The organism is Bradyrhizobium sp., from assembly GCF_036735945.1.
Classification (GTDB): domain Bacteria; phylum Pseudomonadota; class Alphaproteobacteria; order Rhizobiales; family Xanthobacteraceae; genus Bradyrhizobium.
Genome location: NZ_DAINNI010000058.1, coordinates 1 through 22,193, shown reverse-complemented (window position 1 = coordinate 22,193; position 22,193 = coordinate 1). Strand labels below are relative to the sequence as shown.

The window sequence follows — 22,193 nt, the reverse complement described above, 5'->3', positions numbered from 1 at the left end:
TGAGCTACTCCGCGCTGCTGACCAGCTTGATCCGCGGCCCCGCCTGCTCCCGCAGGCTGCGATAGGCGGCGAGGTAATCCAGCGCCATGCGCCGCGCGGTGAAGCGGGCTTCGAACTGCTTGCGGACGGCGGTGCGGTCGAGCGCGATGAGACGATCGATCACGCCGACCGCGCTGGTTTCGTCCTCGACCACGAAGCCGGTGAGGCCGGGGTCGATGATCTCCGGAACCGAACCGCGGTTATAGGCAATAATCGGCGTGCCGCAGGCCATCGCCTCGATCATCACGAGCCCGAACGGCTCGGGCCAGTCGATCGGGAGCAGCAGGCCGTATGCGCCGCTCAGGAAGTCGGATTTCTCGCGGTCGCTGATCTCGCCGATGAACTCGACCAGCGGATTCGCCTTGATCAGGGGCGCGATCAACTCGTCGTAATAGTCCTGGTCGGCGCGATCGACCTTTGCCGCGATCTTGAGCGGTAGGCCGGAACGGGCAGCGATCCGGATCGCGCGGTCGACGCCCTTCTCGGGCGCGATCCGCCCCAGCACGGCAAGGTAAGAAGGCTTGACCTGCTGTGGCGTCAGAAGGTTCTCCGGCAGCCCGTGATGAATGGTACGCACCCAGTTGGCCTTCGGCACCGGTCGGCGCTGCGCGTCGGAAATCGAGATGACAGGCACCTTGGAGAACGTGCTGAACACCGGCTGGTGCTCGGGTAGGTCGAGTCGCCCGTGCAGCGTCGTCAGGAACGGCGTCGGCTGCCGGTAGAACAGCGAGAATGGATAATAGTCGAGATGAAAGTGCAGAAAATCGAACTCTTCGTCGTCGCATTTCTGCCGCACGCGCTCCAACATCACCATGTGCAGCGCATTGGGGTCCCGCACCGCGCCGTCGAGGCGCAATGCTTTCGGCCATGTTGCTTCAAGTTTTGCTGATGTGCGGGAATCGCCGCTCGCAAACAGCGTGACATCGTGGCCCAACGCCACGAGTTCCTCGGTCAGCCAGTGCACCACCCGCTCGGTGCCGCCGTAAAGTTTAGGGGGGACAGCCTCCGTCAGCGGGGCGACCTGCGCGATGCGCATGTTTGCGTCTCCTGTCATGAATGGTAGTTGCACTAAACCCTCAGCCCCATGATCGACACCGGCGTGCCGGAGCGGGAACGTTCCCGCATCTGCGAAGTTCCTTCGATCAGCACATCTTGCTTCCTCCACACGGCTGTCTTGCTGATGCCATCTGTCAGAAACAGATTTACTGAAATCTCGATGCTGCAGAATTGTTGCGCGGTGATGGCCGCGCGCGCGGAAATCCGAAACGACACTCTTCACGTCGTCGTGTGCGGCAGGCGTTAGGGATTCTTGTTCACTCTCAACAGGTTTGCGGAACTCATGGACAATCTCTCAGGATATGCGCGACGTCCGTTTTCATTCGTCCTGCGCTATCTGCGTCAGCGTCGCGCGGCTCACATCATCATTGTGTCTTCGGTAGTCGCAGCGGTTGCCTGTTCGGTAGGCACGCAATATGGCGTAAAAAATCTTGTCGACAGCCTGACCGCCGGCTCATCGCACGCGAACAACGTATGGCTGGCATTCGCATTCCTCATGTCGCTGATCGCCGCCGACAATCTGTTGTGGCGCGTGGCGAGCTGGGTCGCGAGCTTCACCTTTGTCGGTGTCACCGGCGATCTTCGTCGCGACATGTTCCGCCACTTGACCGGGCACGCGCCCAGCTATTTCTCCGACCGGCTGCCCGGCATGCTGACCAGCCGCATCACAGCGACATCCAACGCGGTCTTCACCGTCGAGAACATGTTCGTATGGAATGTGTTGCCGCCGTGCATCGCGACCGTGTCGGCAATTCTCCTGATCGGAACGGTGAGCCTTGCGATGTCCGCCGGCCTGATCGTGATCGCGGCGATCATGCTGATGGCGATGTTCCGCCTTGCCGCGGCAGGCAAGCCGCTTCATGACGATTTCGCCGACAAGGCGGCCGCTGTTGATGGCGAGATGGTGGACGTCATCAGCAACCTGCCGCTGGTCCGTGCCTTTTGCGGCCTCAGCTACGAACACGACCGGTTCGACGCTACCGTCGAGCGGGAACTCGATGCCCGCGGCCGCAGCCTGCGCTATCTGGAGAAGCTGCGGCTTCTTCACGCTGTCGTGACCATCGTTTTGACGATCGCGCTGCTCGCATGGGCCATCATGCTGTGGCAGAGCGGCAGGGCAACCACCGGTGACGTCGTTCTCGTCTGTACGCTCGGGCTTTCGATCCTGAGCGCGACGCGCGATCTTGCGGTGGCGCTGGTCGATGTGACCCAGCATGTCGCGCGCCTCACCGAGGCGATTGCGACATTGCTGCTGCCCCATGAGCTGAAAGATCATCCCGAGGCCGAGCCGCTGATCCGCAGCGGCGCCGCCGTCGCCTTCAACAACGTCGCGTTCCACTATCCCGGCGGTTCCCAGGTGTTCGAGAAATTCTCGCTGCGCATTCAGCCCGGACAGCGGGTCGGGCTTGTCGGCCATTCCGGCGGCGGCAAATCCACCCTGTTCATGCTGCTGCAGCGCTTCTACGACATCCAGCGCGGCAGCGTCACGATCGACGGCCAGGACATCTCGCGGGTGACGCAGCAAAGCCTGCGCGAGGCGATATCAGTGGTGCCGCAGGACATCTCGCTGTTCCACCGCTCGATCATGGAGAATATCCGCTACGGGCGGCCGAACGCCACCGACGACGAGGTGTTGCGCGCGGCGATCGCGGCGCGCTGCGATTTCATCGAGGATCTGCCCGAGGGCATGGCCACCATCGTCGGCGATCGCGGCGCCAAGGTTTCAGGCGGACAACGGCAGCGGATCGCCATTGCGCGCGCCTTCCTGAAGGACGCGCCGATCCTGTTGCTGGATGAGGCGACCGCGGCGCTCGACGGCGAATCCGAGGAGGCGATCCGCGAGGCGCTGTCGCGCCTGATGCGCGGACGGACCGTGATCGCCATCGCCCACCGTCTCGCCACGCTGCGCAATTTCGATCGGGTCGTGGTACTGCAGGGCGGCCGGATCATCGAGGACGGTCCGCCCGATATTCTCGTGCAGGGAAGGGGTCCTTACCGCGAACTGGTCGCGCGCGAACTGGGACGCCTGGCGAGCCACGCGGCGTGATCGTTGTCAGTAGCGTTTTTGAGTCCGCTGCGTTCGTCGCAACGTAGGAAAATCGCTTGAGGTTCACATGACAGCCGAAGTCAGCCAGCTGATCGCCGTCGAGGCTGCCGAACACGTCGCGGAATCGCCGTTCTACATCCCGATGACGGGGCCGGCGACGCGGCAACGCCGCTCGCTCAAGCATGATGATACCTTCATCGTGCTGGACAGCCATGGCGACATCGGCGCATCGGCCGGCGGCCCCGATGGACTGTTCAACGCCGATACGCGCTATCTCGCCCGGCTCGAGATGGTGCTCGACGAGGTCCAGCCGCTGCTGCTCGGCTCCAACCTGCGCGACGATAATTCGGCGCTGACGGTCGATCTCACCAATTCCGACGTCTATCGCGGCGGAAGGCTGGTGCTGCCCAAGGACACGCTGCACATCGTGCGCTCGATCTTCCTGTGGCGTGGCACGGCCTATCAGCGCATCGCGCTGCAAAATCATGGCGACCGGCCGGCGAGCTTCGACCTGACGCTGCGGTTCGACAATGATTTCGCCGACCTGTTCGAGGTTCGCGGCGAGCGCCGGCCGCGCCGTGGAACCGGCTCCAGCCGCTTGCTCGGCCCGTGCGATGTCGTGCTGGAATATAGCGGCCTCGATCGCCAGGCCCGCATCACCGCGCTGCATTTCGAGCCGAGGCCAACGCGGCTCGCCGTCAATTCGGCGACCTACCATCTCGAACTGGCACCGAAGGAAGTGACCGCGCTGTTCGTCGCGGTATCCTGCAACAAGCCGATCATGCAGAAGCCGGCGCCGTTCTATCGCGGCCTGCTGGCGCATCGCCGCGAGATGCGGCGCTTGACCGTGGGCGCGGCCAGCATCGAGACATCGAACAATATCTTCAACGAGGTGCTGTGCCGGGCGATGGCCGACCTCAACATGCTGATGACCGAAACGCCGCAGGGCCGCTACCCCTATGCCGGCATCCCCTGGTATTCGACCACGTTCGGCCGCGACGGCCTGATCACGGCGCTGCAGATGCTGTGGATCGATCCGCGGATCGCGCAGGGCGTGCTGCGCCGGCTCGCCTTCTTCCAGGCCAGGACCACCGACCCGCGCGCCGACGCCGAGCCCGGCAAGATCCTGCACGAGATGCGTGGCGGTGAAATGGCCGCGTTGCGCGAAGTTCCGTTCGCGCAATATTACGGCAGCGTCGATTCGACTCCGCTGTTCGTCCTGCTGGCCGGCCTCTATGTCGAACGCACCGGCGACGAGGCGACGCTTTCCGAACTGTGGCCTTCCATCGAAGCCGCGTTGCAATGGATCGACGGCCCGGGCGATCCCGACCGGGACGGGTTCGTCGAATATCAGCGCGCCACCGAGCAGGGGCTTGCCAACCAGGGCTGGAAGGATTCCTACGACGCGATCTTCCATGCCGATGGACAACTCGCCGAAGGCTATATCGCGCTGGCGGAGGTGCAAGGATATGTCTTCGCCGGCAAGCGCCTGGCGTCGCGCTGCGCCCGGCGGCTCGGATTGATCGAGAAGGCGGCGAAGCTCGAATCCGAAGCGCTGCTGCTGGCCGATCGATTCGAGCAGGCGTTCTGGTGTGAGGAACTCGGCACCTACGCGCTGGCGCTCGACGGCGCCAAGCGGCCGTGCAAGGTGCGAAGCTCGAATGCCGGCCAGCTTCTGTTCACCGGCATCGTCAGGAACGAGCGCGCGCGGCTGGTCGCGGCCGATCTGATGAGCCCAAAGTTCTTTTCGGGATGGGGCATCCGCACCATCGCGCGTGGCGAAGCCCGCTACAATCCGATGTCCTATCACGACGGATCGATCTGGCCGCATGACAATGCGCTGATCGCGCTCGGCTTCGCGCGCTACGGTCTGAAGCATTCCGTGGCGCTGCTGTTCAAGGGCCTGTTCGATACCGCGAGTTACATGGACTTGCGACGGCTGCCCGAACTGTTCTGCGGCTTCCAGCGCGAGAAGCGGCGCGGCCCGGTGCTCTATCCCGTCGCCTGCGCGCCGCAGGCCTGGGCCAGCGCAACGCCGTTCACGCTGCTGGAAGCGGCGCTCGGCCTCGAATTCGATGCCGCGCGCGGCGAAATTCGCCTGCGCGATCCGCGCCTGCCGGAATTCCTGAACGAGGTGGTGCTGCGTGATCTGCGACTCGGGCCTTCCAGCGTGGACTTGAGGGTTCGTCGCCATAACGGCGAGGTGTCGCTCGAGGTGCTGCGGACCCGCGGCCAGATTCAGGTGTCGATCGTGTTGACGCATTAGGCGCCGTGCGCGGCTCATGCAGCTAAAAGTCGGGAGGGGCTCATGCGCATAGGTATTGTCGTTGCGACTTTAGTGGCGGGCCTCGCGGCCGGCCCAACGGCCGCTGTCGCGCAGGATGCGGCGACGACACAGGGGGCGCGTACGACGCCGGTCGATGCCGCCAAGGAGCCGGCGCCGCCGCCCTCGGTCACCGTGATCGGGGCGAGGGATGCCCACGGCATTCTCGGCCGCGAGGTTCGCAGCGCGGCGAACGAGGACATGGGGCGCGTCGTCGACGTGATCGTGGATCGCGATGGTACGGTGCGCGCGGCGGTGATCGACTTTGGCGGCTTTCTCGGCGTCGGCAGCCGCAAGATCGTCGTCGACTGGAAGGCCATGCGCTTCGGCGCCGTCGCCAACAAGAAGGACAGCATCACGCTCGAATTGACCAAGGCCCAGGTGGCGGCCGCGCCCGAATACAAAGAGGACGCGCCGGTGATCGTTCTCGGCGCGGCCGGCCGTTTGCAGCCCTGGGATTTTGATCATTAGCGTGATCCGGAAAAGTGGATGCCGGTCTTCCGGCAAGATCATGCGCACTTGAAGGGGAGAAGGGGTCTGGTCGCACGTCCGTCCCATTCGCACGATCGGATGACCGGCGATCGCCGTGAGCGGTCCGGCGAAGGCAATGTCGTGCCGCTTCCGCCCGCACCCGATACGCGGCCGAAGCCGTCGCGCGGAAGCCAGCGCGGCCTCGACTGGTTCATCTTCTTTCTCGCCGACGTGCAGACCGGCTTCGGCCCGTTCATCGCCGTCTATCTGACGACGCAGAAGTGGACACAGGTCGAGATCGGCTTCGTGCTGTCGATCGGCGGCATCATCGGCCTGCTCGGGCAAATTCCGGGCGGCGCCATCGTCGATGCCGCGCGCTCCGAGCGGCTGGTGGCGGGCCTCGCCGTAGCGACCATCGGCTGCGTCGCGCTGGCCTATGCGTTGTGGCCGATCTTTCCGGTGGTAACGGCGGCGGCGGCGCTGCATGCGCTGGCAAGCTGCGTGCTTGGGCCGGCGATTGCGGCGATCAGTCTCGGCCTGGTCGGGCCGTACGCGATCGGGGAGCGGCTCGGGCGCAACGCCCGCTTTGCATCGCTCGGCAATGGATCGGCCGCGGCGCTGATGGGCGCAACCGGCTACCTGATATCGAACCGGGCGGTATTCATTGTCACCTTCCTGCTGGCTATCCCGACATTGCTCGCGCTCTGGCGAATCCGCGAGCAGGAAATCGACGTGGCGCAATCGCATGGCGCCGTGGTGCGCGAGGTTCCCGACAAGGAAGCGACCAGCGTCTTCCATCTGCTGCGGCAGCGGCCGCTCCTGATCTTTGCCGGCGGCGTGATGCTGTTTCAGCTCGCCAATGCCGCGATGCTGCCGCTGATGGCCGGCGTGGTCACGACACGATCGAGCCAATGGGCCCCGGTCCTGATCGCGGCCTGTATCATCGTGCCGCAGGCCATCGTGGCGCTGACCTCGCCCTCGGTCGGGCGCCAGGTGCAGGTCTGGGGGCGGCGGCCGCTGCTGTTGCTGGCATTCGCCGCGCTGGCGATCCGCGGTTTGCTGTTCGCTGTGGTCCGGGACCCGTATCTCCTGGTCGCCGTGCAGGTGTTCGACGGCATCACTGCCGCCGTGCTCAGCGTGATGGTGCCGCTGATCGTGGCCGATGTCGCGTTCGGCAGCGGCCACTTCAACCTGGCGCAGGGCGTCGTCGGCACCGCGACCGGCATCGGCGCGTCGCTGAGCACGGTGCTGGCGGGCTATATCAGCGACACCTTCGGCAGCGGCACGGCCTTCATGGGCTTGGCCGGGGTCGCAGCCCTTGGGCTGACCGTGATCTGGCTGTTCATGCCGGAGACGCGGCGGACCGCGGATCAAGTTTGAGGCGCGCGGTGAGCAGCGCCGCGGCGAACAGCGCCGCGCCGACACCGGCGATGCAGGCGGCCCATCCGAACCGGTCGAACAATTGTCCCAGCACGGCGCTGCCGGCGAGCCCGCCGAGGAAATAGCAGGCGAGGTAGGTTCCGCTGGCGATGCCGCGGTTGTCGCTGATGGCCAATCCGACAAAGCCGGTGGCGCAGGCCTGCGCGAAGAACGTGCCGACGCCGACCAGAACCATGCCGGCCAGAACTTCCACCAGATGCGAGGACAGCATCAAGGGCAGGCCGAGGGCGGCAAGCGCAAGCGCGCTCCAGATGGCCGGCCGTAGGCCAACGCGTTGCACGGCCTTGCCGGCGAACAACGTCGTAACCACGGAAGGCGCGAAGACGAGATAGACGAAGCCGAGATCCATCCGCCCGAGCGACAGCGGCGGGCGCACCAGGACGAAATTGACGAACGTGAAGGTGCCGATGAAGGCAAACAGGATGCAGAAGCCGATGGCAAAGGCCGAACGAAGCGCCGGATTGCGCCAATGCGCGAGCGTCGCCGCGAACGGCGATTGCATCGCCGCGATCGCCTGCATCGGCTTCACTCGGGCGATGGTGAAATACACCAGCACGGCGCCGGCAAGATTGAGCAGCGCAAAGAAATAGAAGTTCGAAGCCAGCCCGAACGTATCAGCCATCGCGGCCGATACCAGCCGGCCGATCAGATTGCTTGCGACGTTGCCGGTGATATAGGCCGCGAACGCGCCGCCCGCATCGGCCCCGCTGCATTGCTCGCCGAGATGGGCAAGCGTCAACGCAAACGCGGACGCCATGCAGAGGCCTTGCGCGATGCGAAGCAGCGTGAATGTCGTCAGATCGGGCGCGATGGCCAGGGAGGCGGTCGGAACCGCAAGCACGACCAGGCTGACGAGAATGCCGAGCCGGCGATCGATGCGCGGGCTCAGGAAGCCGACGACGAGGCTGGCGACGGCCATGCCGATGGTGCAGGCATTGACCGCGATGCCCATCGCGGCCGGCGTCACGTCGTAATGCCGGGTCAGCGAGGGAAGAATCGCCTGCGTCGCGAACAGATCGACCACGGTCAGAAAGGCTGTCAGCCCGATGATGAGGGATCGCAGCACCGCGCCCGGCGAATGAGCCGACATTTCCATCGCTTCGGATTTCATCTGCGCGGCGATGTCGGCCATGACATCCTCAACACATTGCTGGAGAGGGAAGGATGTGACGCCTGGGCGTGCGGGGCGACACGGGAACCCCAGGTCGTCACATCCGGCAACGAGACGTCGGGTGGCGCTCGTTACAACCGCTTACATGTTGTGGTCGTGCGGATCCTTGCGGACGTCGCCGACATAGAGAATGACGGTCTCCTTGCCGAGGTTCTTCCACCAATGCGAGGTGCCGGCGATCTCGGGCCGGATCTCGCCGGCCTTGTGCACGATCGGCTCCGAACAATTGCTGGCATATTCGACGATCTCGCCCTGCTGGACGAAGATCAGCGCGGGGCGATCGTCATGGCTGTGCCAGGGCACGATGCCGCCGGGCTCGATCGTCAGCTTGCGGAAGCGCAGCTCGCGATCCCTGATGTTGGCGGGCTGCTTCTCGAGATTGATCGAACCGAGCGTGACGTCGCTGACGCCGACCGCCTTCTGGTCGACCATCGGGCGGACATTCGCCTGCATCTTGCCAACAGGGCATTCGCCGGCAACGGCCGCGGAAGCTGCGGCAAACGAACCGGCGACGAGCGCGGCCAGCGCGAGGCCCTGGCTGATGGTGCGTGACGTGGTGGCTGATCTGGACATGTCGTGATCTCCTCTGTTGCTGTCTTGCCGTGCCCCAATGTGATCCGGCCGGCTATGTCATCACCATCAAGGAATTTTCGTACGGGAGGAAATGCCGGCTGGCTCTCGACTCGATAGCGCGGCGCTATGCATGCTGCTCTGAGAGGGCGGACTATCGGCCTCCCTCAATACGCCACGGCTATCGAACCGATTGTGCAACGGCATTTCTCATGCCGGTTGCTGCGGTCTCTGATGAGCCAGCGCCCGACTGGCGGGCGTCACCATCCACGCAGAGGGATTTTCCATGAAGACGCTTTCCAAGACCCTGATCGCCGTCGCGGCGTTTGCCGCCGTCGCCAGCACCGCCTTCTCGCAGAGCGCCTGGGACTTCAAATCCGGCATGGCCTATATGTATGGCGGCCCGGGGAAGATGTCGGCGATGGCAATGGCCGACACGTCCATGAACCACGACGCGATGATGAAGAACGCCAGAAAGGTGCCTGCCAACACCGTGTTCTTCATGGACAAGGGCCAGCTCTATTCGGCCTCGGGCATGCTCGATCCGACCGGCAATTTTTATCTGCCGTAGATCAATCGTGCCGCGGCGTCCGGGCCACCCTTGCGGGACGGCCCGGGCCGGAAATAATATGAAAATGCCGGAGCAAGCCATGACGACCACGCTATCGCCAGCCAATGCCGAACGTCTCAAGCAGGCCTTCCTGCGATGCCGCGACATGGACGGCTCGCTCCGCGAACAACTCGAGGCCTATGCCGCCGCGGGGCGGGAGATCTTTCCGGCCTATGGCGAGGCGGTCGATCGCCTGGTGCTGCGGCTCAACGCGAACGGCGGCGGCGAAAATGCGCCGCGGCCGGGCGAAGCCATGCCGCCATTCGTGCTGCCGGACGAGACCGGACGGCTGGTCAGCCTGAAATCCCTGATCGAGCGAGGTCCGGTCGCGGTGATGTTCTATCGCGGCCATTGGTGCCCTTACTGCCGGCTGAATGTGCGGGCGGTGATCCAGGCCCAGGACCGCATCAGGACGCTGGGGGCGCAGACGGTCGCGATCATGCCGGAAACTCAGGCCTATGCCGAGAAATTCAAGTCCGAGGCGGATGCGCCGTTTCCGGTGCTGACCGATCTCGACAACGGGTATGCGCTGTCGCTCAATCTCGCGATCTGGCTCGGCAGCGAAATCCGGCAATTGCTGTCGTACCAGGACATGGCAAGCTTTCACGGCAATGACGGCTGGGTGCTGCCGATCCCCGCCACCTTCGTGGTCGGCCGCGATGGCCGCGTGAAGGCGCGTTTCGTCGATCCCGATTTCCGCAAGCGGATGGAAATCGACGACCTGATCGCCGCGCTCAGGAGCGCGAGCGAAGAGCGGTAGCGCGGCTTGATGTTTCAGGCGCCTGCCTGCTTGCCGATCACCTGCCGCCAGTCGGCGCCACGCAGCATCCGCATCACGGCGGAGGCCACGGCCGTGCGTTCGCGCCCGGCGACGCCGTAGAGATTCACCGTTCGACGCGCATCGAGCCCCTCGACATTGGCGCGCTTCAGCGTCGGCGGCAGCGATGCGGTATCAGGCACCACGGCGACGCCGATATCGGCTTCCAGCAGCTCGATCAGATCGCGCTCGGAGGCGATCTCATGGCAGCGATCGACGTCGAGGCCGTGCTCACGAAGCGAGGTGTTCACCCGCGCGGCGTGTTCGCAGTAATTGCGTGACAGCAATTGCTCGGCGCGAAGATCGCCGAAATCGATGGTCTCGCGCGCCGCCAGCGGATGGTTCCTGTTGATGACGAGCTGAAAATTCTCGGTGAACAGCGGCCAGGTATCGAGCCGGTCCCATTCCTCGCTGATCTCGGCGGCGATGCCGAGCTCGGCTTCGCCCTTCCTGAGATATTCCGCGACCTCGCGCGCGTTGCCACGCAGGAAGCGAAACTCCAGGCGGTTGAACATCCGCCTGATCTGGTCGAGATGCGGAATCAATAGCGACAGGTCGACCGAATGGGTCAGCGCAATCCGCAGCGCGCCGACTTCGCCGCTTCGGAAGGAGGAGGCAAGTTCACGCGCGCCGGTCGCGGCCTCGTAGCATTGCTTGAGCAGCGGATGCATGCGCTGGCCGAGTTCGGTCAGCTGCGCCGCCGGGCGCTCGCGGCGAAACAGGTCGCCGCCGAGTTCGGCCTCGAGCTGCTTGATCGCCCGCGTCAGCGACGGCTGCGTGACGTTGCACTCGTCGGCGGCGCGCGTGAAATTGAGCACGCGCGCGACCGCGAGAAAATAGCGAACCTGATGCATCTCCATGGCCGTGCCCCGGTCTGTGCTGGCGGAATCCTAACCGATCGTATCAGGCGATGACACCATAACCGCCATAGCGGCGGCGTATGGTTTTGGAAGCCAAACGGCATTTCCTGAAGCGAAGGCGACCGGGCAGGGTGGGGCCAGCGATGGTCAGCGCTACCGGCTGATCCCCACACGGAAGGACGCCATGAATATCCAGCTCAAGACGCAAGGTATTGCGGCTACGCGACTACTGGCCGGCAAGGTGTCCCTGGTGACGGGCTCGACCAGCGGTATCGGGCTCGGGATCGCCCGGGCGCTGGCGGCAGCCGGCTCGGTGGTCGTTCTGAACGGCCTTGGCGCTCAGCCCGAGATCGCGAAAACCCGCAAGCAGATCGAAGCCGAGTTCGGCGTCGGTGTCGGCTATTCCGCGGCCGACATGACGAGCCGCGAAGCGATCGCCGAAATGATCGCGACCGCTGTCGCCAGTCACGGCCGGCTCGATATTCTCGTCAACAATGCCGGCATTCAGCACGTCGCGCCGCTCGAGCAGTTTCCCGTCGAGAAATGGGATGCGATCCTGTCGATCAACCTGTCGTCGGCATTTCACACCACGCGGCTGGCGCTGCCGGCGATGCGCCAGAACAGGTTCGGCCGCATCATCAACATCGCGTCCGCGCATGGCCTCGTGGCGTCGCCGTTCAAGGCCGCCTATGTCGCGGCCAAGCACGGCGTCGTCGGGCTGACCAGGGTGACCGCGCTGGAGACGGCGGAAGACGGCATCACCTGCAACGCGATCTGCCCGGGCTACGTCTACACGCCGCTGGTCGAGGCGCAGATCGACGGCCAGGCCAAGGCGCACGGCATTTCCCGCGAGCAGGTCATTCACGATGTGCTGCTGGCGCAGCAGCCGAACAAGCGCTTTGCCACCGTCGAGGAATTGGGGGCGCTGACCGTGTTCCTCGCCAGCGATGCGGCGGCCTCCATCACCGGTGTCGCGCTGCCGGTCGACGGCGGCTGGACCGCGCATTGAGATTCAGGGAGCCAGACATGTACGATGCAAGGGAAGTCCGTTCATCGTCCGATATCGGATCGCGCGGCGGTTCGGAGCCGGGACAGGTCGTTCTGGTGCTGCAAGGCGGCGGCGCGCTCGGCTCCTACCAGGCCGGCGTCTACCAGGCACTGCACGAGGCCGCCATCGAGCCGGACTGGATCATCGGCACCTCGATCGGCGCGATCAACGCCAGCCTGATCGCCGGCAACGCGCCGGAAAACCGGCTGCCGCGCCTTCGCGAATTCTGGAAGCGGATGGAGCAGAACCCGGTCTGGAGTTTTCGCGACATCTTTCCGGGCTTCAATGAAAAGCTGGCTTACTGGTCGACCGTGACCCACGGCATTCCCGGCTTCTTCCGGCCCAATCCACTGGCCCATGCCGGCGATTCCTATCCGCTCGGATCCGACCATGCCGGCTATTATTCGACCACGCCGCTGGAGCGGACGCTGACGGAACTGGTCGATTTCAATCTGGTCAATCAGTGCAGGCCGCGCCTCACGGTCGGCGCCGCCCATGTCCGCAGCAGCGAGATGCGCTATTTCGACAGCCGCGATTGCGAGCTCAGCGTCAGGCACATCATGGCCTCGGGCGCGTTGCCGCCGGCCTTTCCGGCGATCCGCATCGACGGCGAGCTCTATTGGGATGGCGGCATATTATCAAACACGCCGACGGAGGCCGTGTTCGACGACAATCCGCGCAAGAACTCGCTGATCTTCGCGGTGCATCTGTGGAATCCGTCCGGGCCGGAGCCGACCACGATGGCGGAGGTGCTGAACCGCCACAAGGACGTGCAGTATTCCAGCCGGATCGCCAGCCACATCGCCCGCCAGCAGCAGGCGCATCGGCTGCGCCATGTCATCAACCAGCTCGCCGCGCGCCTGCCGGAGGCCGAGCGCAACAGCGAGGCCGTGCGGGAACTCGCCGGCTACGGCTGTCCGACGCGCATGCATGTGGTCCGGCTGCTGGCGCCCCAGCTCAGCCGCGAGGATCACACCAAGGATATCGATTTCAGCCCGTCCGGCATCATGCAGCGCTGGGATGCAGGCTACCGCCATACCAGGGCGGTGCTCGAGAGGAAGCCGTGGGTCGGTCAGTTCGATCCGCTCGCCGGCGTCGTTCTCCACGAGCACATGAAGGTCATGCCACAAGCGGCGGAGTAGCCGGCGTTCCCACCATGATCGAGGGCGCGATCGTCTTGCGATACAGCGCGCTGTAGAGCGAGGCCGACAGATCCCAGCTGAACGACCGCGCCATCGCGCTGCGGCGCATGGCGTCGAGCCGGTCCTTGGCGCGGAAGGCATCGAAGGCGCGCCTGACGCCGCCGAGGAAGGATTCCGCCGACGGCTGGGCAAACAGGAATCCGGTTTCGCCGTCCTTGATGGTTTCGGCGAGCCCGCCGGTCTGGTGCCCGATCGGCAGCGATCCGAACCGCTGCGCATACATCTGGCTCAGCCCGCACGGCTCGAACCGCGACGGCATCAGCGTAAAATCGCTGCCGGCGAAAATCCGCCGCGCCTGCGCGTCGTTGAAGCCGATCACGACGCCGATCGCATCCGGCCGGCGCCGGTGCGCGTCGACCAGTGCTTCTTCAATCCGGGGCTCGCCGCTGCCGGTCACCACGATCTGTCCGCCGGCTGCGATGATTTCGTCGGCGGCTGATAGCACGAGGTCGACGCCCTTCTGGTGCACCAGACGGGCCACCAGGCCAAACAGCGGCCCGCGCGACAGCGCGAGGCCAAACTGCTTGCGGACGTAGTCGGCATTGGCCTGCTTGCCCTCCCAGTCGCCGGGGGCAAAGGTCTGCGCCAGCTCCGCGCAGGCGCTGGGATCCCAGCTTTCGTCGATGCCGTTCAGGATACCGGTCAGTTCCGACGCATTCGAGCGGCGCTGCAGCAGCCCTTCGAGCCCGCAGCCGAGTTCGCGCGTCGTGATCTCCCTGGCATAGGTCGCGCTGACGGTAGTCAAATGCGAGGCGTAGACGAGGCCGCCCTTCAGGAACGACACGTGATCGTAGAACTCGAGCCCTTCGATGTGGAACGAACTCTCGGGCGCGCCGATCCGGCGCAGCGAGTCCTGTGGGAACAGTCCCTGATAGGCGAGGTTGTGAATGGTCAGGATCGAGGGGAGGTTGACGCCCTTCCAGGTCAGGTAGGCCGGCGCCAGCGCGGCCTGCCAGTCGTTGGCATGGATCAGGTCCGCTGCCCAATTCTTGTCCAGGCTGCCCGCGGCAAGCTCGGCCGCGGCGGAGGCGAAACGGCCGAACCTGATGTCGTTGTCGGGCCAGTCGCGTCCCGATTCATCGCCGTAGGGGTTGCCCGGCCGGTCGTAGAGCTCGGGGCAGAGTAGCACGTAGACCGGCAGATCATCCCTGGTAGATGACCGACCCAGCTTGCAGGCCGGCATCTCGGCCAACGCGGGACATTCTCCAACAATTTCAATGTGGGTGAGCTGTTCGACGACGTCGTGATAACCCGGCAGCATGATCCGGACGTCGGCCCAGCGGCGCAATGCCCGGGGCAGGGCCGCCGAGACTGCGGCGAGGCCACCCACGCGGATGAAATCATCCATTTCAGTGGTGACGAACAATACCCTCAAGGCAACCGTCCTCGTACCAGCCGTAATGAAACTCAGGGGGAACGATGCAAGAATGGGTCCAACTTGTACGCCTACAACGCGCGCTTCGGCCGGTCGTTCCCAGGGAACATCTTTCCTGCCGGCGCTCCGCAATTTAGGGTCACGGTCGCCAACAGAACGAAGGGCCGGAAAGGCCGAAGGAGCGTTACGCAATGACCATAGCCGGCAATGATCAGAGGAATTTGACAGGCAGCTTCGCAGGCCTGCGGGTCCTCGATTTCTCAACCACGATTGCCGGCCCTCACTGCACGCGAATGCTCGCCGACATGGGCGCGGAGGTCATCAAGATCGAGACCGAGGAGGGCGAGACGATGCGGACCCGCCCGCCGGTCCGCAACAACTGCTCGACCGCGTTCGGCCAGCTCAATGTCGGCAAGCACAGCCTCGTCCTGGATCTGAAGTCGCCGGAGGGAGCGGAGGCGGTCCGCCGCCTGGTCGCGACCGCCGACGTGCTGGTAGAAAATTTCCGCCCGGGGGTGATGCGGCGCTTGAAGCTCGATTACGCCTCGCTGCAGTCTCTCAATCCGAAGCTGGTCTATTGCTCGATCTCCGGATACGGCCAGACCGGGCCGTCGGCGGAACTGCCGGCCTATGCGCCGGTGATCCATGCGGCCTCCGGCTACGAGATGGCGCATCTGGCCTACCAGCCGGGACGCAGCCGTCCCGACTATTGCGGCATCTATCACGCCGACGTGCTGACCGGCGTCTACGCCTTCGGCGCGATCTCCGCGGCGCTGTACCAGCGCGTGGCGACCGGGCAGGGCCAGCACATCGACGTCTCGATGCTGGAATCGATGCTGAGTCTGACGCTGAACGAACTGCAATGGTCGCAATTCGAGGTCAAGCAGACGCAGCGGCCGATGTTCGGCCCGATCGAGACCACGGACGGCTATGTGATGATGGCGATCGCCAGCGAAAAAACTTTCCAGAGCCTGATGCAGGTGATCGGGCATCCCGAGTGGGTGAGCGATCTGCGCTTCGCGAAATACGCCGATCGCCGCGAAAACTGGGGCAGCCTGATCGACGGCGTGGAGGTGTGGTCGCGCACCGTGACCACGGCGCAGTGCCTTGCCGCGCTCAATACACACGGCGTTCCGTCGTCGGCCTATCGCACCGTCGCCGAGGCTCTGCGCGATCCGCAGATCGCCCATCGCGGCGCGCTCGCCGAAGTTGAGGACGGCGGCGGCACCTTCAAGGTGCTCAACCTGCCGTTCCGCATGTCGGGCGCCAGGGTGTCGGCGGCGCCGCGCATGTCGACGCTCGGCGAGCATACGCGGGCCTATCTGAAGGAGACCGGCCTTTCCGAGGCCGAGATCGCGGCCTTTTCCGGAAAGACGAAGGTGGCCGTACGCGGCTGACGACTTGCTCCGCATAGCGAAACATAAAGCTGCGGCTTTTCATCCGTAGCTTGTGAACGGCCTTGCCCGCGACTGTGTTTCCGGACATCTTGCGGGCAAGCCATCGACGATCCGGAATACCGGACGAACGGCACATCGGGAGGGAATATTAATGAAGGCGGCCTTGCGTTCGAGCGCGCTCGCGCGAATATTTCTTGTAGCGGGATTTGGCGTGGCGTTGTCGGCGACGCCCGTCAGCGCGCAGAAGGCGGGCGGCAGCATCACCGTCGGCCTCGAACTCGATATTCCCGGATTCGATCCGCTGAAGGTCGGAGTGTACGACACCGCAGCGCTTACCGCGTCGTCCGCCATCTTCGAAACGCTCACCACGCTCGACGCCAATGGCAAGCCGCAGCCCAAGCTCGCATTGTCCTGGTCCAGTTCGGAGGACTTCAAGACCTGGACCTTCAAGCTGCGTCCAGGCGTCAAATTCCATGACGGCACGCCGTTCAATGCCGAGGCCTACAAGGCCAATTTCGACCGGCAGAAGGATCCCGCCAACAAGTGCCGTTGTGCCTTCTATATCTCCAACGTCAACAACGTTCAGGCGCCAGACGAACTGACGGTGGTCTTTAATCTCAGCGATCCCTCGGTAAACTGGCCTGCGCTGGTTTCTTATGCGAACCAGAACGCCGCGGTCCACTCACCGACCGCCTGGAAGGCGAAGGGCGATGAATACAACCGCAATCCCGTCGGCAGTGGGCCGTATATCCTGAAATCCTGGACGGCCGGCGATCGCATGATCCTGGAGAAAAATCCTGACTACTGGGACAAGGACAAGGTTTATTTCGATCGTATCACGCTGAAGCCGCTGCCCGACGCGCAATCGCGCTTTGCCAGCCTGCAGTCCGGTGAGGTCGACCTGATCTGGGATGATGAATTTTCCGCCGACAACATCCAGAAGGCGCAGAAGGACCCCAAGCTGACCGTGCATACCTATGCCGGCTCGGGTGCGGCGGTCTACGCCTTGAATACCAAGACCCCGCCATTTGACGATCTGCGCGTGCGCCAGGCGATTGTCATGTCGCTCGACCGCAAGAAGATGTCGCAGGCGATCACCAATGGTCTGTCAAGGCCCGCCAGCAATCCCTATGGCGATGGCTCCTGGGTCAAATGCAAGGACGACGGCGCGTTGCCCGAAGACCTCGAGAAGGCCAAGGCGCTGATCAAGGACTATGGCAAGCCCGTCGAGTTCAAGATGCTCGTCACCGCGACGCCCCGCGGGCGCACCGTGGGCCAGGTGCTGCAGCAATTGTGGAAGCGGGCCGGCATCAACATGGAGATCGAGCAGGTCGACCAGGCGACCATTCCGCCGCGCGCCTTCATGCGCCAGTTCCAGTTGACACCGTGGCGGATCGTTGATTCCCCCGATCCTGATCTCCAGATGTACGCCAATTTCCACACCGGCAGTCCGGTGGCACTCGCCAACTACTCCAATCCCGAGCTCGACAAGCTGCTGCAACAGGCGCGGGTCACCGCCGACCAGAACAAGCGCATCGATCTCTATTGCGAGATCTCGCGGTTTATCAACAAGGAGGCGATCTGGTTCTGGACGTTCCAGAACACCTACTATGCAATCTCGAGCGCGAAGCTCAAGGGACTGCCCAAGATGTACAGCGGGGTGATCGACGTATCGCGCGCCTGGAAGGAATAGCCGCTCATGGCGTTCTTCGTCGCGCGCCGGCTGCTGTATCTCGTGCCGGTATTGATTGCGGTTTCGCTGCTGACGTTCCTGATCGCTTCGCTGCTGCCCGGTGACCTCGCCTACACCATTCTCGGTGACCAGGCGACGCCGGAGAACGTGGCGGCGTTGCGCCGTGACATGGGACTGGATCAGCCGATCTGGTGGCGTTACCTGAGCTGGCTCGGTGGTGTGTTGCAGGGCGATTTCGGCCGCTCCTTCCGCACCGGACAGACGGTGCTGCAGGCGGTTGTCGAGCGGCTGCCGGTATCGATCGAACTGATGCTGCTGGCGCAGATCGGCGCATTGCTGATCGGCGTGCCGCTTGCGATCATCTGCGCGGCCCGCAGCGGCGGCCCGTTCGATCGCTTCATGACCGGCACGGCCTTCGGCATGCTGTCGGTCCCGACGTTCCTGTCGGCGATCCTGCTGATCTATTTCTTTGCGGTCGAACTGCGCTGGCTGCCGGCGACCGGCTACGTGCCGTTCTCGGAAGAGCCGGCCGCCAATCTCCGCTTCTTGGTGCTGCCGGCGATGACGCTGGCGCTCGCCGAATGGCCCGGCATCATGCGCGTGCTGCGATCCGACATGATCGCGACCCTGCAGGAGGACTATATCGCGCTCGCCAAGGCCAAGGGACTGAAGGCCTCGCGCATCCTGTTCGTGCATGCGCTGAAGCCGTCCTCGCTGACGCTGGTCACGATCACGGGCATCAACATCGGACGATTGATCGGCGGCGCGGTCATTGTCGAGACGGTGTTCGCGCTTCCGGGCATCGGCCGGCTGCTGGTCGGCGCGATCCTGACCCGCGACCTCATCATCCTGCAGGGCGTGGTGCTGCTGGTCGGGGCCGGCTTCGTCATCATGAACTTCATCGTCGACATGCTCTACGCCGTTCTCGACCCCAGGATTCGCCATGGCCACGCTTGAGCTCGACGTTGCCGAGGAGGCCGCAAGTCAGCCTGCGCGCAAGAAGGGCCGTCGGCTCGGCATGCTGTTCTGGGTGGCGATCGGCTGGCTGATTTTCGTGTTCGCGGTGGCGATCTTCGCCGATGTCCTGCCGCTGCCGAGCCCGACCGATATGGACATGCTGGATCGGCGCGCGTCGTTTTCGGCCGAGCATTGGCTCGGCACCGACGGGCTCGGCCGCGACGAACTCTCGCGTCTCATCCATGGCGCGCGGATATCGCTGGTGGTCGGCCTCTGCGCACCGATCATCGGGCTCGTCGTCGGCGGCGCGCTCGGCATGCTCGCCGGCTATTTTCGTGGCCGGCTCGAATCGAGCGTGGTCGGCACCATGGACGTGCTGCTGGCTTTTCCGCCGCTGGTTCTCGCGCTGGCAGTAACCGCCTATCTCGGGCAATCGATCTTCAACCTGACCCTGATTCTCGGCGTGCTCAGCGTTCCCGCCTTCATGCGGGTGGCGCGTGCCGCGACGCTGACCCTGGCGCGACGCGAATTCGTGATCGCGGCGCAGGCGCTGGGAGCGACGCATGCGCGGATCCTGCTGCGCGAACTGCTGCCCAACGTCCTGCTGCCGCTGCTGGCCTTCTTCCTGCTCGGCGTTGCCGTGATCATCGTGGTCGAGGGGTCGCTGTCGTTCCTCGGTCTCGGCGTACCGCCGCCGATCTCGAGCTGGGGCAGCATGATCGGGGAGGGGCGCGAGAGCCTCGACGTGGCGCCGCGGCTCGCCTTCCTGCCGGCAGCGGCGATGTTTCTTACCGTACTTTCCTTCAATCTGGTCGGCGACAGCTTGCGCGCTCTGACCGATCCGCGGCAGGGCGCATTGTGACAGCTAATTCGTTGCTTTCGGTCGAGGATGTCGCGGTCGACCTGCCGACCCCGCGCGGCAATCTGCGCGCGGTGGATCGGGTGAACCTGAACCTCGGCGCGGGCCAGACGCTCGGAATCGTCGGTGAATCCGGCTGCGGCAAGACCATGCTGTCGCGCGCGATCCTGCAATTGCTGCCGAAGAAGGCAAAGCTCTCCGGACGCGTCATGTTCGACGGGCAGGACCTGCTGCAGCTTTCGCCGGAGAAGCTGCGCAGGCTCCGCGGCCGCTCGCTGGCGGTGGTGTTCCAGGACCCGATGACCTCGCTCAATCCGGTGCTCACCATCGGCACCCAGTTGATCGAGACATTGCAGGAGCACCTCGAACTGGACGCCGCCGCCGCCACCAGGCGCAGCGTCGAATTGCTCGCGGCGGTCGGAATCCCTGCGCCGGAACAGCGGCTGGCGCAGTACCCGCACCAGCTTTCCGGCGGCATGCGGCAGCGCGTGGCGATCGCGATCGCGCTGTCGTGCGAGCCGAAACTCCTGATCGCCGACGAACCGACCACCGCGCTCGATGTGACGATCCAGGCGCAGATCCTCGATCTGCTGGCGCGCGAGCAGCAACGCCGCCACATGGCGATGATCATCATCACCCACGACCTCGGCGTCGTCGCCGGCCGCACCGACGAGGTCGCAGTGATGTATGCCGGCCGCGTCGTCGAACGCGCGCCGACGTCTGCCTTGTTCAAGAAGATGCGCATGCCCTACACCGAAGCGCTGCTGGCGGCCCTGCCGAGGCTCGACACCGCGCCCCACACGCCGCTGCCGGCGATCTCGGGACGTCCGCCCGATCCGACCCGGCCGCTCAAGGGATGCTCGTTCTCGCCGCGCTGCCGCTATGCGGTGGCCCGCTGCCGGGCCGAGAAGCCCGCGCTGGAGGCGGCCGAGACCAGCGCGCACCAGTTCGCCTGCTTCCATCCGATCGGGGTTCATGCGGAGGCCGGCGCATGATGTTGCAAGCCGTGCAACCCGCCTCCAGCGAGCCGCTGCTCGCCGTCGACGATCTGGTGGTGGAATATCCCGTCGGTGCGAAGACCGTTCATGCCGTCTCCGGCGTGTCGTTGCAGATTGCCCGCGGCGAAACGCTGGGGCTGGTCGGCGAATCCGGCTGCGGAAAATCGACGCTGGGGAGGGCGGTGCTGCAACTGCGCCGGCCGACCGCCGGGCGCGTGCTGTTCGACGGGCAGGATCTCACCGCGATGCACGGCGATGCCTTGCGCCAGATGCGCCGGCGCGTGCAGTTGATCTTCCAGGACCCGATCGCATCGCTCAACCCGCGCCGCAAGATCGGCGACATCGTCGCCGAGCCGCTGGTGATTGCCGGCGTCAAGGATCCGGAAAAGCGCAAGCAACTCGTCGACGAGGTGCTCAGCGCGGTCGGCCTCGATCCGGCGATCGTGGTCGGGCGGCTGCCGCACGAATTTTCCGGCGGACAGTGCCAGCGCATCTGCATCGCCCGCGCCCTCATTCTCAATCCCGAGTTCATCGTCTGCGACGAGCCGGTGTCCGCGCTCGACGTTTCGATCCGCGCCCAGATCCTCAATCTGCTGGAGGAGATGAAGGGGCGGTTCGGTCTGACTCTGCTGTTCATCGCGCATGATCTGGCGGTCGTCAAAGCCGTCAGCGACCGTGTCGCGGTGATGTATCTCGGCCGGCTCTGCGAGGTCGGCCCGTCCGAGCGGTTGTTCGCGAAGCCGGCGCATCCCTATACCGCGCTGCTGATCGAGGCGATCCCGGTGCCCGATCCGGATGTTCGTCCCACCACGTCAGTGCCGGTCGGGGAACCGCCATCGCCGATTGCGCCGCCATCGGGCTGCCGCTTTCGCACCCGCTGTCCGCGCGCGGATGCGCGATGCAGCGCCGAGGTGCCGGAGCTGCGCGCCGTCGCCCCCGGCCAGTTTGCCGCGTGCCATCACCCGTTGATCTGAAAGCGCCGCCCGGGTTTGTCTCCACCGGGCAGACGTGGCAATGTCCGCGTAACGAGTACCTGTGCCAATACCTGTGCCAAGAACAAGAATGACGGGAGAGTAGCAATGAAGAGTTTTCAGGTCGCCGAGTTCAACGCCCCCTTGAAAGAGGTGGACCGGGAGACGCCGCAGCCGACCGGCACGCAGGTGCTGATCAAGGTGAAGGCGGCCGGCGTCTGCCACAGCGACCTCCACATCTGGGAAGGCGGCTACGATCTCGGCCACGGCCGCAAGCCGCTGTCGCTGA

General features: G+C 64.8%; 20 protein-coding genes. 15 read left to right on the top strand and 5 right to left on the bottom strand.

Going from position 1 to position 22,193, the window contains the following annotated elements; all coding sequences use genetic code 11:
• Positions 1–4 precede the first annotated feature (4 nt).
• The gene (locus tag V7E26_RS18505; RefSeq protein WP_324418659.1) at positions 5–1,075 is read right to left on the bottom strand and encodes a glycosyltransferase family 4 protein; all 1,071 of its coding nucleotides are present in this window, start codon (positions 1,073–1,075) and stop codon (positions 5–7) included.
• Between the two features lie 303 nt (positions 1,076–1,378).
• Between V7E26_RS18505 and V7E26_RS18500 the strand changes: the two genes are divergently transcribed.
• From V7E26_RS18500 to V7E26_RS18485, 4 genes are all read left to right on the top strand, one after another.
• Positions 1,379–3,142, top strand: coding sequence for an ABC transporter ATP-binding protein (locus tag V7E26_RS18500; protein ID WP_324418645.1), 1,764 nt, complete (start codon positions 1,379–1,381; stop codon positions 3,140–3,142).
• Between the two features lie 67 nt (positions 3,143–3,209).
• Positions 3,210–5,408 carry an amylo-alpha-1,6-glucosidase gene (locus tag V7E26_RS18495; RefSeq protein ID WP_324418643.1) on the top strand — a complete coding sequence of 733 codons (2,199 nt, stop codon included), beginning with the start codon at positions 3,210–3,212 and terminating at the stop codon, positions 5,406–5,408.
• A gap of 42 nt (positions 5,409–5,450) precedes the next feature.
• Positions 5,451–5,936 carry a PRC-barrel domain-containing protein gene (locus V7E26_RS18490; protein WP_324418641.1) on the top strand — a complete coding sequence of 162 codons (486 nt, stop codon included), beginning with the start codon at positions 5,451–5,453 and terminating at the stop codon, positions 5,934–5,936.
• 99 nt (positions 5,937–6,035) lie between these two features.
• Positions 6,036–7,316, top strand: a complete 1,281-nt coding sequence (locus V7E26_RS18485; protein ID WP_324418639.1) for an MFS transporter — start codon at positions 6,036–6,038, stop codon at positions 7,314–7,316.
• Here the strand turns inward: V7E26_RS18485 and V7E26_RS18480 are convergent.
• Positions 7,279–8,508, bottom strand: coding sequence for an MFS transporter (locus V7E26_RS18480; RefSeq protein WP_324418637.1), 1,230 nt, complete (start codon positions 8,506–8,508; stop codon positions 7,279–7,281). The genes V7E26_RS18485 and V7E26_RS18480 overlap by 38 nt on opposite strands.
• A 120-nt stretch (positions 8,509–8,628) precedes the next feature.
• Complete coding sequence (locus V7E26_RS18475) at positions 8,629–9,120, bottom strand: cupin domain-containing protein (protein ID WP_324418635.1); 492 nt, start codon at positions 9,118–9,120, stop codon at positions 8,629–8,631.
• A gap of 283 nt (positions 9,121–9,403) precedes the next feature.
• Between V7E26_RS18475 and V7E26_RS18470 the strand changes: the two genes are divergently transcribed.
• Together V7E26_RS18470 and V7E26_RS18465 are read left to right on the top strand one after the other, a co-directional pair.
• Positions 9,404–9,688 (top strand): hypothetical protein, encoded by a 285-nt coding sequence (locus tag V7E26_RS18470; protein ID WP_324418633.1) that lies wholly within the window; start codon positions 9,404–9,406, stop codon positions 9,686–9,688.
• Between the two features lie 79 nt (positions 9,689–9,767).
• Entirely contained in the window at positions 9,768–10,487 is a 720-nt protein-coding gene (locus V7E26_RS18465) for a peroxiredoxin-like family protein (protein ID WP_324418631.1), read from the top strand.
• A gap of 14 nt (positions 10,488–10,501) precedes the next feature.
• Here V7E26_RS18465 and V7E26_RS18460 read toward each other — a convergent pair whose 3' ends face one another.
• A complete protein-coding gene (locus V7E26_RS18460) occupies positions 10,502–11,404 on the bottom strand; it encodes a LysR family transcriptional regulator (protein WP_324418629.1) in 903 nt (300 codons plus the stop codon).
• Between the two features lie 184 nt (positions 11,405–11,588).
• Between V7E26_RS18460 and V7E26_RS18455 the strand changes: the two genes are divergently transcribed.
• Together V7E26_RS18455 and V7E26_RS18450 are read left to right on the top strand one after the other, a co-directional pair.
• Positions 11,589–12,413, top strand: a complete 825-nt coding sequence (locus V7E26_RS18455) for a 3-hydroxybutyrate dehydrogenase (protein WP_324418627.1) — start codon at positions 11,589–11,591, stop codon at positions 12,411–12,413.
• Between the two features lie 17 nt (positions 12,414–12,430).
• A complete protein-coding gene (locus V7E26_RS18450; RefSeq protein WP_324418625.1) occupies positions 12,431–13,594 on the top strand; it encodes a patatin-like phospholipase family protein in 1,164 nt (387 codons plus the stop codon).
• Here the strand turns inward: V7E26_RS18450 and glgA are convergent.
• Positions 13,572–15,029: a glycogen synthase GlgA gene (gene glgA / locus V7E26_RS18445; protein ID WP_324418624.1), complete on the bottom strand. Its 1,458-nt coding sequence runs from the start codon at positions 15,027–15,029 to the stop codon at positions 13,572–13,574. The two genes, V7E26_RS18450 and glgA, sit on opposite strands and share 23 nt — an antisense overlap.
• 191 nt (positions 15,030–15,220) lie before the next feature.
• Here glgA and V7E26_RS18440 point away from each other — a divergent pair, with 191 nt between their 5' ends.
• From V7E26_RS18440 to V7E26_RS18410, 7 genes are all read left to right on the top strand, one after another.
• On the top strand, positions 15,221–16,426 hold the full coding sequence (locus V7E26_RS18440; RefSeq protein ID WP_324418622.1) for a CaiB/BaiF CoA transferase family protein: 1,206 nt from the start codon (positions 15,221–15,223) through the stop codon (positions 16,424–16,426).
• Between the two features lie 151 nt (positions 16,427–16,577).
• Positions 16,578–18,119 (top strand): ABC transporter substrate-binding protein, encoded by a 1,542-nt coding sequence (locus tag V7E26_RS18435; RefSeq protein ID WP_324418620.1) that lies wholly within the window; start codon positions 16,578–16,580, stop codon positions 18,117–18,119.
• A 6-nt stretch (positions 18,120–18,125) separates the two neighbouring features.
• Positions 18,126–19,076, top strand: a complete 951-nt coding sequence (locus V7E26_RS18430; protein ID WP_324418618.1) for an ABC transporter permease — start codon at positions 18,126–18,128, stop codon at positions 19,074–19,076.
• Positions 19,063–19,938, top strand: coding sequence for an ABC transporter permease (locus tag V7E26_RS18425; RefSeq protein WP_324418617.1), 876 nt, complete (start codon positions 19,063–19,065; stop codon positions 19,936–19,938). The genes V7E26_RS18430 and V7E26_RS18425 overlap by 14 nt, the downstream gene beginning before the upstream one ends.
• Positions 19,935–20,930: an ABC transporter ATP-binding protein gene (locus V7E26_RS18420; RefSeq protein ID WP_324418615.1), complete on the top strand. Its 996-nt coding sequence runs from the start codon at positions 19,935–19,937 to the stop codon at positions 20,928–20,930. The genes V7E26_RS18425 and V7E26_RS18420 overlap by 4 nt, the downstream gene beginning before the upstream one ends.
• Complete coding sequence (locus tag V7E26_RS18415) at positions 20,927–21,907, top strand: ABC transporter ATP-binding protein (protein ID WP_442893425.1); 981 nt, start codon at positions 20,927–20,929, stop codon at positions 21,905–21,907. Before V7E26_RS18420 ends, V7E26_RS18415 begins: the two co-directional genes overlap by 4 nt.
• A gap of 105 nt (positions 21,908–22,012) precedes the next feature.
• On the top strand, positions 22,013–22,193 hold a 181-nt coding region (locus tag V7E26_RS18410; RefSeq protein ID WP_324418613.1), incomplete at its 3' end, for an alcohol dehydrogenase catalytic domain-containing protein.

Coding starts and splice junctions, on each gene's coding strand:
- V7E26_RS18505 (WP_324418659.1), bottom strand. CDS start 1,075: ATGCGCATCGCGCAGGTCGCCCCGCTGACGGAGGCTGTCCCCCCTAAA.
- V7E26_RS18500 (WP_324418645.1), top strand. CDS start 1,379: ATGGACAATCTCTCAGGATATGCGCGACGTCCGTTTTCATTCGTCCTG.
- V7E26_RS18495 (WP_324418643.1), top strand. CDS start 3,210: ATGACAGCCGAAGTCAGCCAGCTGATCGCCGTCGAGGCTGCCGAACAC.
- V7E26_RS18490 (WP_324418641.1), top strand. CDS start 5,451: ATGCGCATAGGTATTGTCGTTGCGACTTTAGTGGCGGGCCTCGCGGCC.
- V7E26_RS18485 (WP_324418639.1), top strand. CDS start 6,036: ATGACCGGCGATCGCCGTGAGCGGTCCGGCGAAGGCAATGTCGTGCCG.
- V7E26_RS18480 (WP_324418637.1), bottom strand. CDS start 8,508: ATGGCCGACATCGCCGCGCAGATGAAATCCGAAGCGATGGAAATGTCG.
- V7E26_RS18475 (WP_324418635.1), bottom strand. CDS start 9,120: ATGTCCAGATCAGCCACCACGTCACGCACCATCAGCCAGGGCCTCGCG.
- V7E26_RS18470 (WP_324418633.1), top strand. CDS start 9,404: ATGAAGACGCTTTCCAAGACCCTGATCGCCGTCGCGGCGTTTGCCGCC.
- V7E26_RS18465 (WP_324418631.1), top strand. CDS start 9,768: ATGACGACCACGCTATCGCCAGCCAATGCCGAACGTCTCAAGCAGGCC.
- V7E26_RS18460 (WP_324418629.1), bottom strand. CDS start 11,404: ATGGAGATGCATCAGGTTCGCTATTTTCTCGCGGTCGCGCGCGTGCTC.
- V7E26_RS18455 (WP_324418627.1), top strand. CDS start 11,589: ATGAATATCCAGCTCAAGACGCAAGGTATTGCGGCTACGCGACTACTG.
- V7E26_RS18450 (WP_324418625.1), top strand. CDS start 12,431: ATGTACGATGCAAGGGAAGTCCGTTCATCGTCCGATATCGGATCGCGC.
- V7E26_RS18440 (WP_324418622.1), top strand. CDS start 15,221: ATGACCATAGCCGGCAATGATCAGAGGAATTTGACAGGCAGCTTCGCA.
- V7E26_RS18435 (WP_324418620.1), top strand. CDS start 16,578: ATGAAGGCGGCCTTGCGTTCGAGCGCGCTCGCGCGAATATTTCTTGTA.
- V7E26_RS18430 (WP_324418618.1), top strand. CDS start 18,126: ATGGCGTTCTTCGTCGCGCGCCGGCTGCTGTATCTCGTGCCGGTATTG.
- V7E26_RS18425 (WP_324418617.1), top strand. CDS start 19,063: ATGGCCACGCTTGAGCTCGACGTTGCCGAGGAGGCCGCAAGTCAGCCT.
- V7E26_RS18415 (WP_442893425.1), top strand. CDS start 20,927: ATGATGTTGCAAGCCGTGCAACCCGCCTCCAGCGAGCCGCTGCTCGCC.